Genomic DNA, 12,233 nt, shown 5'->3' with positions numbered 1-12,233 from the left:
TGATCATCAAGTCCGTGCCGATGTTGCCGCTGCCGATGATGGCAGCCTTGAGTTTTTTCATAAGTTCACCGTGCTTGCAAGGAGGCGCTGGGTCAATCGAGCTGGAAGTGGACCGTTCCCAGTCCGTGGATGCGGGCTTCGACACGGTCCCCGGCCTGGATAGGCACCATGGGGCCCAGCGCGCCCGAAAGAATGATTTCGCCGGCTTGCAGGCCATGGCCGCGCGCCATCATTTCGCACGCCAGCCAGTAGGCGGCGCGCAGCGGGTGGCCCAGGCAGGCCGCGCCCACCCCCGTCGATACCGTTGTTCCGTTCCTGTCCATCACCATGCCCAGCTCCTGCAGCGCCAGCTGGTCCACGGCCACGGGCTGGTCGCCGAGCACATACAGCGCCGACGAGGCGTTGTCGGCCACGGTGTCGATGAGCGTGATGTTCCAGTCGGCAATGGCGCTGTCGACAATCTCGAGCGCCGGCAGCGCATAGGCCAGCGATGACAGGAATTCGCCGTAGCTGGGTTTGGGACCCGACAGGCCTTGCTGTACGACAAAGGCGATTTCCGCCTCGACCTTGGGCTGTATCAGTCGTCCGGCAGGAAGAACATCGCCATTGAGATATTCCATGTCGTCGAACAGAAAGCCGAAGTCCGGCCGGTCCACGCCCAGTTGGGCCTGTACGGCCTTGGACGTCAGGCCGATTTTCTTGCCGCTGACGCGGTGTCCCTGCCCGAGCTTCAGCTGCCGATTGAGCTCGGCGACGGCATAGGCTTCGTCGACGTTGCCTATGCCGTACTGCGCCGATACCCGGCCGATGGCGGCACGCGTGGCGCGGGCCTGGCGCAATGCCGCTGCGGCATTTTCGATGTTCTTGCTGTGCATGTTCTGTCTTTCAAAGCGGGGGCTGACCGCCTGCTCGCGTCCATCCGATGCTGGCATGGACTGGACGCAGCAGGCATGGGCTGGATCAGCGCTTGTCGGTCGCTGGCTTGCGCTGTATGCCGTAGGCGGTGGGCGGCAGCGCGGTGCCAAGCAGGCGGGCGCCCGTGAAGCCGGCGGAATCGTCGATGTTCTGCGTCATGTGATTGGAGCCGGCCAGAATGTCGCGCAAGAAGCGCTGCATAGGGTTGTCGGAGTACAGTCCGCGCGCTCCCAGTGCCGGGAACAGCTTGAGCACGGCTTCGGAGCACTCGTTGCCCACGCGCGAGATGTCAAGAATGTGGCCCAGGCGCATGTCCTCGGGCACCAGCTCACGGCGATAGACATGCTCGGCCGACTCGGTCATCAGGTGCAGCAGGCGGGCGCGGCAGCTGCGCACCTTGGCCACGGCATGGCCCAGACGGTCGCCCACCGCGGGATTGACATTGGCGGCCTTCATGTTGACGTTGGCACTGAGCGTGCGTGTGCTCATCTGCTCCACATAGGTGTCGATCGCGCCCTGCGCGAAGCCCACCAGCGCCGCCGACACCGAGCCGCAGAAAATCGTGCCGAAAGGGTGGAGGTAGGAAGAGGGGCGATCGTTGAGCTGGTAGGCCGACAGGCTGTGGGTGCGGTGCGCGGGCACAAACACATCGTGCATCTCCAGGCTCTTGCTGCCGGTGCCGGCCAGGCCGAAAACGTACCAGTCGTCGATGATCTTGTAATCGGTGCGCGGCACCAGCAGCGCGATGCGGTCCACGGCGACGCCGTTCTCGTCACGCACCAGCCCGCCGACGAAAGCCCACTGTCCATGGTCGGTGCCGCTAGAGCATTTCCATTGGCCGCTGAGCTTGTAGCCGCCTTCGACCTTTTCGCATTGGCCCGTGGGACCGTAGGACGAGGCAACGATGACCGAGTTGTCCTGCCCCCAGACATCTTCGGCCGCGCGCGGATCCATGTGGCCGAACTCCCATTGGTGAACGCCCAGAATCATCATGTTCCAGGTGCTGCTCGGGCAGCCACGGCCCAGCTCCATCAGCACGCGCCAGAAGACGCTGGGATCGAGCTCCCAGCCTCCCCAGCGCTTTTCCTGCAGGATCTTGAAGAACCCGGCCTCGACAAAAGCCTGGATGGTCTCCTTGGAAACCATTCGATTGGCTTCCACGGAGGCTGCCTTCTGCCTGAGCATGGGAAGCAAGGCCGTGGCGCGGGCCACCAGTTCCTGTGCGCTGGGCGCGTTGTTCTGGGTGAAGGGGGTGTCGGTGATGGTGGACATGATGATTCTCCTTGAATGGTTTGTTTGAGCGCTGGCGGTGGGCCTAGCGCGCGGCCTGACCGGGACGGGCGTGGCCCCAGTCGCTGAATTGGTTGTAGGTCTTGACGGTCCAGTTGGCGTCCTCCACCACCAGGCCGCCCCAGCCGCACTCCATGGAAAAGCCCGAAGGGGTTTCGACGTAGAACGAAGTCATCTGGTCATTGGGGTGGTGGCCCAGTTCACGCGCAAAGTGAAGACCGGCGAGGCGGCAGCGGTCATAGGCCATGCCCACGTCGTCCAGGCTGTACAGCTCGACCATCAAGTGGCCCAGCACCTTGGGAATGTTCACCGCGCCGGTGGCCAGCGAGTGGTGGCGTCCGCCCACGGTATGGAAGAACGCGGCCTCGGCCACGTAGCCGGGGCGCACCTCGCCGCGGATGATGTCGCTCAGGCGCAGGCCCAGGTGGTTCTGGTAGAAATCCATGGACTGCGCATAGTCCTTGGCGCGCACCAGCACGTGGCCTATGCCCAGATCGCCGGTGCGAAAGCCCGGCCCGCGCAGCAGCGCGGACTTGAACGGCTGGTTGCTTGGCGCGACATAGCCGCCGCAATAGAACTCGAGCGCATAGCCGTTGGGGTCCTGGCAGCAGTAGAGCTTTTCCACGCGGCGGTTGGCGGCCTGTTCGGGCGAGCACTCCTGCACTGCGAGGCCGGCTTCGCGCAGCCGCTGCACATAGGCCTGCAGTCCCTGCGCGGTCTGGAACATCCAGCCGGCAGCGCGCAGATCCTCCTCGTCACCCTCCTCGATGACGATGCGCTGCTGCATTTCGTCCATGCGCAGTGCCAGCAGCTTGCCGGCTTCGTGGCGGCCGACCTGCAGGCCCAGGATGTCGACCGCGAAATCTCGCCATTCGGCAATCTTCCGGCTGCCGATCACGACATAGCCGAGGTTGGATATGGATGACAATTTGAGCTCCTTGTCTCTTTGTTATGGAAGGCCGGCGCCACCCACCATCTCTGGCGAACGGCACTGCTGCCTGAAAGCGGTTGGCGGTGCGGCTCAGCGCGCGAGGAAGTCCAGCACCAGCCGGTTGAACCTGTCGGCGTGCTCCCACTGCGCCCAGTGGCCGCAGCGGCTGAAGACATGCAGTTCGGCGTTGGGCATGCCCCACAACATGCGCAGACCGATGTCGAGCGGCACGAAGCGGTCGTCCCGGCCCCAGATGACCAGGGTCGGCAGCGTCAGCTTTGCCAGCAGGTGGCTGTAGTTGGCGCGGCCGCCGCTGAGGGCCTGGCTTTGCACGAAGTTCGTCAGATGCTCGGGGCGGCGCGTCATGTTCTCGAAGCGGCCGCTGATCAGCTCCTCGGTGAGCGTCGACGGGTCGTGGACGAAGATGTCGAGCATCTGGCGCAGCTTTTCCATCGTCGGCTCGCGATAGAGGCCTTGCAGGCGCTTGAGACCTTCCGTCGGCATGGGCACGGTGGTGCTTGGGCCGACCGAGCCACCGCCCATCATGATCAGCTTGTCCACGCGCTCGGGATAGTCGACCGCCATGCGCATGGCGGTGGCGCCACCCATGGAGTTGCCTATCATGTGGGCCCTAGCGATGCCCAGCCTGTCCATCACGCCCTTGGCGGCCTGGGCGTAGGCTCCATCGCGGCTGCCGGTGACCAGGGGATAGCTTTTGTTGAAGCCTGGCGAGTCAATCAGCAGCACGCGGTAGCCCGCGTCCACGAAAGCGTCGACATTGCGGTGGAAATTGCTCCAGCCGCTGGCACCGGGGCCGGAGCCGTGAAACATGATCACGACTTCCTGGCCGTCGCCGGCGTCGTTGACGTGGATGCGGCCATTGATCTCGCCTTCCTCGACCTCGATGAACTTGCTGGTAGAGGCTTCTGTGATTGCACCCATATGGGTTCTCCTTGCATGGCTTGTCGGTGAAACGCCCTCGTATCAGCCCCCGTTCAACCGCTGCCGCGCAGCCGGTGGAGTGGGGCATTCCCGGGACTGACACCCCTGCTGTTGCAATCTGCGTGCCACTTTCTGTTTTTTCAGAACATCCAATGCAAGTCATTGAAATCAAAGGAATTTTTTGATTGCTAAAAATTCCGCAGAATTTGAACTTCGAATTTTGTTGAATAAATCTCAAATATTGAGATTTTTAAAATATAAATTCCAGGCTATTGATAATTTGTTTCACCTTCCTCGCCTTTTTCTGAGGAAAATGCGGTTCATTCCAATAAAAAGTGCAAGGAGACAAACATGCATCTGGAAGCGAACTGCGACCCCGGCGAAGCGCAGCCTGGCGCTGGAGTGCGCGGCGACCGGGCACGCAACTCGGGGCTGGATCTCGGTGAACTGCTTGCCGACCTGCAGGTTCAACAGGGCTTTGGCCTGCTGTTCAAGGAGTTGCTGCGCGTCTTCGGACAGGAAAGCACGCGCCAGTCGCTCAAACGCCACGGCTTGCTGCTGGGGCGCCGCGAAGCCATGGATACGGCCGAGAGCAAGCACCCGATGCAGTCGTTTCTCGACAGTCTGCGCAGCCACCTGCAAGGCTGCAGGGTCTCGCCCGAACGCCTGACCAGCGATGACGCACAGGACGGCAGCATTGAATGGAATTGCGTGCTGGATGTCTCACAGTGCGCCGACGCCGAAAGTCTGGTCCAGCAGGAGAATGCGTTGGTGTGGCTGCTCACGGGCTATGCGACCGGTTTTCTGCAACAGCGTTTCGACCAGAACTACCACGTGACCTATGCGCGCCAGATACTGCCCGGCGCAGTGATCCATCAGTTCTTTGCGCGGGCGGCGCGCAATGCCCAGGATGTAGACCACGACCTGCCAGCAGGCCCGCGCGCGCAGGGCGCGTCCGCGCCGGCGTCCGCGGCCCGGCAGGCGCCTGCGCAAGGCGCGGCGCCGGCCCGGCGGCTGCCGCAGCGCATCCTGCGCGAAGGCTCGGAAATCGCGGCCATCCTGCGGCAGGTGGCGCCCACCGATGCGACCATCCTGCTGCTCGGCGAAAGCGGCGTAGGCAAGAGCCTGATTGCCGGTGAATTGCATGCCATGAGCTTGCGCGCGAAACAGCCCTGGGTGGAGATCAACTGCGCGGCCATACCGGAGCAGCTGTTTGAATCCGAGCTGTTCGGTGCGGAGCGCGGAGCGTTCTCGGGCGCCACGCTGTCGCGCAAGGGAAAATTCGAGCAGGCACATGGCGGCACGATCTTTCTGGATGAAGTCGCGCTGCTGAGCCCGGGCGCGCAAAGCAAGCTGCTGCGCGTGCTGCAGACCGGAGAGTTGGAGCGACTGGGCAGCAACACCACCGTGCGCTGCGATATCCGGGTGATTGCCGCCACCAACGAGCGGCTCGAGCAATTGGTGCAAGACGGGCGCTTTCGCGAGGATCTCTATTACCGGCTCAATGTGTTCCCGGTGTACATCCAGCCGCTGCGCGAACGCAGGAATGAGATTCCGGAACTGGCCGCAGGCATCATCCAGAGGCTGTCGCACAAGTACGGCAAGCGGATCTTGCGCTGCAGCCTCCAGGCGCGCGAAGCCCTGCTCAACCATGCCTGGCCGGGCAACATCCGGGAGCTTGAAAATGTGCTTGAGCGGGCCGTCATTCTGTGCCCCGATGGAACGCCCATCCAGGCCGCTTACCTGGGCAATATTGCGAACAAGTGTCGCCCCGAGCAGTCCGCCGGATTGCCACAGGTGCAGACACTGGTCGGCAGCGGCCCGCCAATGGACCTCTCGTGCGCGCCCCCATGGTGCGGGGTGGATGACTGGGCTTCGCAGGTGATCCAGAATCGCGTGGGCAGTCTCAGTGCCGTCAAGGATGCGCTGCTGCGCGCGGCGCTGCGCCACAACAACGACAACCTGACGCTGGCCGCCGCCAATCTCGGAATGACACGCGCCCAGCTGAGCTACCACCTCAAGAAGATGGATGAGCCACAACTACCTGCGTATGCGCCATGAGCAGCCCCGCCAAAGTCCTTTCCATCCTCTCGCTTTTTTCCAGCGAGCATCCCGTCTGGCAGCCAGACGAAATCTGCCATGCCTTGCACTTCACGCGTGCCACGGGTTATCGCTACATGAAGGAACTGGTGGATTTCGGCCTGCTCAAGAAAGTCGCGGCGGGCAACTACGCGCTCGGCGCGCGCATCATCGAACTGGATTACCAGCTGCGCCAGAGTGATCCCGTACTGCTCGCGGCCGACGCGATCATGCATGAGCTGTCCACCAAGACCGACAGGGAAGTGGTGTTGACGGTACTCATCAACCGCAAGCAGATCATCGACATCCACCGCGTGCACGCGCTCAAACCCATTACGACGTCCGTGGCGCGCAGCCGCGGCAGACAGCGACCCATGTTCCGCTCCGGCGGCTCGAAGATTTTGCTGTCGTGGCTGCCGCGCCACCAGCAGCGTCAGATCTACCTGACGCATGCGGCCGAGATCATGGCGCACCGGATGGGCGCAAGCTGGGAGGAGTTCCGCATGCAGCTGGACCAGGTGAAGAAATCCGGTTTCTACATGTCGTGGGGGGAGCTGGAGCCCAACCTGGGCGCCGCCGTCGTCCCGGTGTTCAGCCCCGAAGGAGACAATGTCGCCGCCTTGAACCTGCTGGACAGTCCCGAGAACATCCAGAAAACCGATCCGGTCAAGATCAAGCAAGTGCTGGAGGAAGCTGCGTGGAAGATTCGCCAGCGCCAGGCCTATCCCGCGGCGCAGCCGCAGGGCGCGCCTGCGTCCTGAACGCCGAGCGCCGCCAGCACGGCGCTGCGCCTCCAGTGCCTTGCGGGAGAATCCGCGCGACATAAAACGGTTAACCTCGGCGACTGTGAACTTTGCCCAACTCCTCTTTCCAGACTTTTCGCTCATCTTGCTGGGCTATTTGCTGTGCCGCTTTACGCCGCTCAATCGCCCCGTGTGGCAAGGTGCGGAAGCACTGGTGTACTACCTGCTGTTTCCGGTCCTGCTGTTTCACTCCATTGTCAAAAGCCCGCTGGACTGGGCGGCCACGTCCAGCCTGATTGCCGCGGGTGTGAGCGCGGGGCTGGTGGGCATTGCACTGGCCTATAGCCTGCCGTGGTGGCCCGGTCTGCGCGGCAAGGTGCAAACCCGCGACCATGCAAGCGCCGCGCAAATTGCTTTTCGCTTCAACTCGTTCATAGGATTGGCGCTGGCCGACCGGCTTGGCGGCCCGCAAGGCTTGTTTTTCATCTCGGTGCTGATTGGTTTTTGCGTGCCCATGTTCAACATTGCCGCGGTCTGGCCCATGGCACGCGAGAGCAAGCAAAGCTTTGTCGGGCAGATGGTGCGCAACCCTTTGATCGTCGCAACGGTTTGCGGCCTGTCGGCCAATTTGCTGGGCTTTCGCATGCCTGCATGGCTCGAACCCCCTGTCTCGCGCATAGGATCTGCGTCGATTGCTTTGGGATTGATGTCGGCGGGCGCAGGCATGCAACTGGGTTTGCTCAGCCAGGCCAAACGTCTCAGCGTGGCAGTGCTGGCGATTCGCCATCTGATCCAGCCTTTGGTCGCACTGGCTGCCATCCATGTGTTTGGCCTGCAGGCAGAGCAAGCATTGATCCTGCTGCTGTTTTCAGCACTGCCCACGGCATCGACCTGCTATGTGCTGGCGGCGCGCATGGGCTACAACGGGCCGTATGTCGCGGGCTTGGTCACCCTCTCGACGTTGCTGGGCATGGTGAGCCTGCCTTATGCACTGGCCTTGGTGCCTGCGCCTTGAGAAGCCTGCGCGGGACACGGTGCGGTTCACCGGGACTGCAGCAACTACTGTGTCCGCTTCGATAGCGCGTTCAGTGGAATGCGCAGATAAGCTATGCCGTTGTCGTCTGCCGCAGGCAACTGACCGGCGCGTACATTCACCTGTATGGCAGGCAGGATGAGCATGGGCATTTCCAGCGTCGCGTCACGGGCGGTTCGCATTGCGACAAACTCAGCCTCGCCGATTCCATCGCGCACGTGCACATTGCTTGCCCGTTGCTTGGCGACCGTGGTCTCCCACTGTACATCGCGGCCCTTTGGCGGATAGTCATGGCACACGAACACGCGCGTTTCAGCCGGCAGATCAAGCAGGCGCCTTGTTGAGCGGTAGAGCGTGTGAGCATCCCCGCCGGGAAAATCGGCGCGGGCAGTGCCGACATCCGGCATGAAGAGGGTGTCGCCGACGAAGACCGCGTCTTCCACCAAGTACGCCAGGTCTGCGGGGGTGTGACCCGGCACCAGCAGTGCCGTCGCCTCCACCTCTCCAATCTTGAAGACTTCGCCGTCCTTGAACAGGTGGTCGAACTGGCTGCCGTCCGGAAGGAATGCGCGCTCGAGGTTGAACAGCTGCTTGAAAGTGGCCTGCACTTCGCGGATTCGCTCACCGATGGCGATTTTTCCGCCGATCTTGTCCTGAATATACCTGGCCCCGGAAAGATGGTCCGCGTGGGCGTGGGTCTCCAGAATCCACTGCACGCTCATGCGGTTGGCCTGCAGATAGGCCAGCACGGCGTCGGCGGACTGCGTGCCGGTATGCCCAGACTTGAAGTCATAGTCCAGCACCGGGTCGATGACAGCCGCCTGCTTGGTCGCCGCATCGGCCACCACATACGAGACCGTCCAGGTCTTGGGGTCGAAGAACGCTTGAATGGTGGCGCGGTTCATGCGGGGCTCACAGTCATTATATTGACGGTGATTATATAATTTGATATATTGTTGTCAAGTTACTGCACAGACACATGGCAACCACCCCTCTCATCATTGATCCCGAGGCACTGCGCGCAGCGGCAGGCCAGGCCGTTGCGGCGCTCAAGGTGCTCGCGAACCAGGACAGGCTGCTCTTGCTGTGCCAGCTGTCCCAAGGCGAGCTGTGCGTCAGCGAGCTGGAAGAGGCCCTGGCCATCCATCAGCCCACCTTGTCCCAGCAGCTTGGCGTCTTGCGTTCGGAAGGCGTGGTGGAGACGCGTCGCCAAGGCAAGAAGATTTACTACCGCGTCGCCGACCCGGCGCTGCTCGAGATCCTCGCGGTGTTGTACCGCCTCTACTGCCCCAAGGACTGAAAATGACTATCGACTGGAGCTCTTTCACCCCCTGGTCAGCGCTTGCCGGCGGGGCGCTCATCGGAATCGCGGCAGCGATGCTGGTTTTGCTCAACGGCCGAATAGCGGGCATCAGCGGCATTCTTGGTGGCCTCTTCAAGCCGGCCAAGGGCGACATTGCCTGGCGAGTGGCCTTTGTCCTGGGCCTGGTCGGTGCACCGCTGGCCTATGCGGTGTTTTCGGACTTCCCGCGGCCCGAGATTGACGCCGGAACCGGCGCATTGGTGCTCGCCGGGCTTCTGGTCGGCATAGGCACGCGCTATGGCTCGGGCTGCACCAGCGGGCACGGCGTTTGTGGCCTGTCCCGCCTCTCGCCTCGTTCCTTGGCGGCCACGCTGGCCTTCATGGGCGCGGGTTTTGTCACCGTGTATGTCGCACGTCACCTGCTTGGAATCTGAGGGAATTTCGCATGTACGTCTTTACCGCTCTTCTCGCCGGCCTCGTGTTCGGCATGGGTCTCATCGTTTCCGGCATGGCCAACCCGGCGAAAGTACTCGGCTTTCTGGACTTGGCTGGGCGCTGGGATCCGTCCCTGGGACTTGTAATGGCCGGGGCTATCAGCGTCGGTCTCATCGCCTTCACCGTAGCCGCGCGCCGGACGCGCTCCTTCCTGGGCGCAGAACTGAAGCTTCCCGGTGACCGTCACATCGACCGGCGCCTGATCGGTGGCGGGCTGCTGTTCGGCGTTGGCTGGGGTGTCGCTGGCTTTTGTCCCGGGCCCGCGCTGGTGGCCCTGGGAGTGGGCGAAGCCAAGGCCGTCATTTTCGTCACGGCCATGCTCGTCGGCATGGGCATCTTCGAGCTGCTTGAGCGCCGGAAGTCGGCTCGCCAGGCGAGCGCAGCCTAAGCCATGGACTTGATACTCAGCTGGTGGCCGCGTTCGCAACTACCGCAATTCCTCTAGGTTATCGGTTTGCGCCTGCGATGCTTCGCTCGAAGATGCACGTCACCCCCATCGCATGTTCTGGTCATGTAGGGTCTCGACGCGCGCCATGAGATTCGGTGCGGACAATGGCTTTTGCGGTTGCTGGCGAAAAGCCGCGAAATAAATGGTGCGAGCTCTCTGTAGAGCCAAGTGCACGGCGAGCGGTAATGTCTGGGTTGAAAAAGTGGGCGGCTTTGCATTCTGAGGCCCCCAGGCGGGCTGGAGCAGGGCGCAAGTCGGCTGCATGCACAACGGGGTTTTTACCTGCGCGCAGCCGGAAAACGACAGCGACAGCCGAAACCCTGCCATGGCGACCGCGGTGGGCCATGATCTGCGTTCCTGTGGAAAGGCCATGATCCCAAGACGCCCGGCAGAGAGGGCAGGGGCAAGCGCTCCATGCCTTCAGTGCTCGCCACGGCCGCCTTTGCCTGCATTTTCAAGTCAAACTACCTATGAAATTTAATACCCGGCTATTGCTTTGTGCCCTGGTTCCTGCCGCACTTTTTGTGTCGGCGTTGGTCGTGAGCCTGTGGGGGCTGATGCGCACGCAGAGCGAGTTCGACGGATACATCCAGACGGAGCAAGCCATCGCCAACGGCCTGACGGAAATGTATGCACAGGGCCTGCAGACGGGCCAGGCCCTGCGCAATGTGGTGCTCGACCCCAGCAACAAGAAAGCCTACGAGAATTTCAGCGCCGGGGCTGCGGCCTACGACAAGGCGCAAGCGCAGACCGCCAGCATTGCGCAGGGCACCGAAGTGGGCAAGCGGCTGCAGGCCATGGTCCCCTTGCGCGAAAATCAGGTCGCTCAGCAACAGCGCGTGCTGGACTTGGTGAAGTCCGACCCCGCCGAGGCCATCAAGGTGCTGAATGTTGGTGAAACTCCTGCCTGGCGGCAACTGCGCGAGAAGCTGGTCAGCGAGATATCGTCGGGGCGCGAGCAGGCACTCTCCGCGCAGCAAGCCACACGCGAGCGCGCGGATCGCATGATCTCCATTGCCGTGGGGCTGGCCATCGTTGCCGCCTTGGCATCGATGGCGCTGGTCGTGCTCATGCGCCGCACGGTGCAGCGCGAGTTGGGCGGGGACCCGGCGGACGTACGGCGCGCGCTGCAGCAACTTGCCAACGGAGACTTGACCTCTGCGCAGGCGCAGGCGGGCGCCCCGCAAGGCGTGATGGCCGAACTGTTGCGGACCCGGCACAAGCTGCGCGATCTGGTGGCGCATGTGCAAAAAAGCGCAGGCAGCATCAGCGTTTCCACCCAGGAAATTGCCTCCGGCAACAATGACCTGTCGGCGCGCACCGAGCAGCAGGCCTCCGCCCTCGAACAGACCGCGGCTTCCATGGAAGAGCTGGGCTCCACGGTGCGCCAGAACGCGGACAATGCCCGCGAAGCCAATCAGATGGCGGTCAAGGCCTCGACGGTGGCGGTGCTCGGTGGCAACGTGGTCGCCGAAGTGGTGGAGACCATGAAGGGCATCAACTCCAGCAGCAAGAAGATCTCGGACATCATCAGTGTCATCGACGGGATTGCCTTTCAGACCAACATTCTGGCGTTGAATGCTGCAGTGGAGGCCGCACGGGCCGGGGAACAAGGCCGTGGCTTTGCCGTGGTCGCCAGCGAAGTGCGCAGCCTTGCAGGGCGCAGCGCCGAGGCGGCCAGGGAAATCAAGGGCCTGATCACCGCCAGCGTGGAGCGCGTGGAGCAGGGATCCGTGCTGGTGGACAAGGCCGGCGCGACCATGACGGACGTGGTCAGCGCCATCCGCAAGGTGACCGACATCATGGGCGAGATCAGCTCGGCCAGCAGCGAGCAGAGTACGGGCGTGGGCCAGGTCGGAGAAGCGGTGACGCAGATGGACCAGGCCACGCAGCAAAATGCGGCGCTGGTGGAAGAGATGGCTGCTGCCGCGAGCAGCCTCAACAGCCAGGCAAGAGAGCTGGTGAATGCCGTCGCCGTATTCAAGATTGACGGTGGGGCGGCTGGATTCGTGCGGCTTGCCTAGTCTTGCGGTGCCACAAGCGCTTTGCGCCGG

12 protein-coding genes are annotated in these 12,233 nt (G+C 62.8%); 7 read left to right on the top strand and 5 right to left on the bottom strand.

Annotated elements, in window-relative coordinates:
- Positions 1–92: 92 nt before the first annotated feature.
- The 4 genes from RR928_RS17535 to RR928_RS17520 form a co-directional block, all read right to left on the bottom strand.
- Positions 93–875: a 2-keto-4-pentenoate hydratase gene (locus RR928_RS17535; RefSeq protein WP_332538884.1), complete on the bottom strand. Its 783-nt coding sequence runs from the start codon at positions 873–875 to the stop codon at positions 93–95.
- A gap of 85 nt (positions 876–960) precedes the next feature.
- Positions 961–2,187, bottom strand: a complete 1,227-nt coding sequence (locus RR928_RS17530; RefSeq protein ID WP_332538883.1) for an acyl-CoA dehydrogenase — start codon at positions 2,185–2,187, stop codon at positions 961–963.
- 43 nt (positions 2,188–2,230) lie between these two features.
- A complete protein-coding gene (locus RR928_RS17525) occupies positions 2,231–3,133 on the bottom strand; it encodes a VOC family protein (RefSeq protein WP_332538882.1) in 903 nt (300 codons plus the stop codon).
- Positions 3,134–3,226: 93 nt separating this feature from the next.
- A complete protein-coding gene (locus RR928_RS17520; RefSeq protein WP_332538881.1) occupies positions 3,227–4,078 on the bottom strand; it encodes an alpha/beta fold hydrolase in 852 nt (283 codons plus the stop codon).
- A gap of 351 nt (positions 4,079–4,429) precedes the next feature.
- Between RR928_RS17520 and RR928_RS17515 the strand changes: the two genes are divergently transcribed.
- From RR928_RS17515 to RR928_RS17505, 3 genes are all read left to right on the top strand, one after another.
- The gene (locus RR928_RS17515; RefSeq protein ID WP_332538880.1) at positions 4,430–6,139 is read left to right on the top strand and encodes a sigma-54 interaction domain-containing protein; all 1,710 of its coding nucleotides are present in this window, start codon (positions 4,430–4,432) and stop codon (positions 6,137–6,139) included.
- On the top strand, positions 6,136–6,918 hold the full coding sequence (locus tag RR928_RS17510; RefSeq protein ID WP_332538879.1) for an IclR family transcriptional regulator: 783 nt from the start codon (positions 6,136–6,138) through the stop codon (positions 6,916–6,918). Before RR928_RS17515 ends, RR928_RS17510 begins: the two co-directional genes overlap by 4 nt.
- Positions 6,919–7,003: 85 nt before the next feature.
- Positions 7,004–7,915, top strand: coding sequence for an AEC family transporter (locus tag RR928_RS17505; protein WP_332683529.1), 912 nt, complete (start codon positions 7,004–7,006; stop codon positions 7,913–7,915).
- 44 nt (positions 7,916–7,959) lie between these two features.
- Here RR928_RS17505 and RR928_RS17500 read toward each other — a convergent pair whose 3' ends face one another.
- A complete protein-coding gene (locus RR928_RS17500; RefSeq protein WP_332548898.1) occupies positions 7,960–8,838 on the bottom strand; it encodes an MBL fold metallo-hydrolase in 879 nt (292 codons plus the stop codon).
- 74 nt (positions 8,839–8,912) lie between these two features.
- Between RR928_RS17500 and RR928_RS17495 the strand changes: the two genes are divergently transcribed.
- From RR928_RS17495 to RR928_RS17480, 4 genes are all read left to right on the top strand, one after another.
- Positions 8,913–9,233 carry a metalloregulator ArsR/SmtB family transcription factor gene (locus RR928_RS17495; RefSeq protein ID WP_332538877.1) on the top strand — a complete coding sequence of 107 codons (321 nt, stop codon included), beginning with the start codon at positions 8,913–8,915 and terminating at the stop codon, positions 9,231–9,233.
- A gap of 2 nt (positions 9,234–9,235) precedes the next feature.
- A complete protein-coding gene (locus tag RR928_RS17490; RefSeq protein ID WP_332683524.1) occupies positions 9,236–9,670 on the top strand; it encodes a YeeE/YedE family protein in 435 nt (144 codons plus the stop codon).
- A gap of 11 nt (positions 9,671–9,681) precedes the next feature.
- The gene (locus RR928_RS17485) at positions 9,682–10,119 is read left to right on the top strand and encodes a YeeE/YedE family protein (protein WP_332538875.1); all 438 of its coding nucleotides are present in this window, start codon (positions 9,682–9,684) and stop codon (positions 10,117–10,119) included.
- Positions 10,120–10,649: 530 nt separating this feature from the next.
- Complete coding sequence (locus RR928_RS17480; RefSeq protein ID WP_332683522.1) at positions 10,650–12,203, top strand: methyl-accepting chemotaxis protein; 1,554 nt, start codon at positions 10,650–10,652, stop codon at positions 12,201–12,203.
- Positions 12,204–12,233 lie beyond the last annotated feature (30 nt).

Source organism: Comamonas sp., from assembly GCF_036666375.1.
Taxonomy (GTDB): Bacteria; Pseudomonadota; Gammaproteobacteria; order Burkholderiales; family Burkholderiaceae_C; genus Comamonas.
This window is presented reverse-complemented; position numbering and strand designations above follow the sequence as displayed.

Excerpts from the sequence above, each read along its gene's own strand:
- RR928_RS17535 (WP_332538884.1), bottom strand. The coding sequence starts at position 875 with ATGCACAGCAAGAACATCGAAAATGCCGCAGCGGCATTGCGCCAGGCC.
- RR928_RS17500 (WP_332548898.1), bottom strand. The coding sequence starts at position 8,838 with ATGAACCGCGCCACCATTCAAGCGTTCTTCGACCCCAAGACCTGGACG.
- RR928_RS17530 (WP_332538883.1), bottom strand. The coding sequence starts at position 2,187 with ATGTCCACCATCACCGACACCCCCTTCACCCAGAACAACGCGCCCAGC.
- RR928_RS17490 (WP_332683524.1), top strand. The coding sequence starts at position 9,236 with ATGACTATCGACTGGAGCTCTTTCACCCCCTGGTCAGCGCTTGCCGGC.
- RR928_RS17495 (WP_332538877.1), top strand. The coding sequence starts at position 8,913 with ATGGCAACCACCCCTCTCATCATTGATCCCGAGGCACTGCGCGCAGCG.
- RR928_RS17515 (WP_332538880.1), top strand. The coding sequence starts at position 4,430 with ATGCATCTGGAAGCGAACTGCGACCCCGGCGAAGCGCAGCCTGGCGCT.
- RR928_RS17485 (WP_332538875.1), top strand. The coding sequence starts at position 9,682 with ATGTACGTCTTTACCGCTCTTCTCGCCGGCCTCGTGTTCGGCATGGGT.
- RR928_RS17510 (WP_332538879.1), top strand. The coding sequence starts at position 6,136 with ATGAGCAGCCCCGCCAAAGTCCTTTCCATCCTCTCGCTTTTTTCCAGC.
- RR928_RS17520 (WP_332538881.1), bottom strand. The coding sequence starts at position 4,078 with ATGGGTGCAATCACAGAAGCCTCTACCAGCAAGTTCATCGAGGTCGAG.
- RR928_RS17480 (WP_332683522.1), top strand. The coding sequence starts at position 10,650 with ATGAAATTTAATACCCGGCTATTGCTTTGTGCCCTGGTTCCTGCCGCA.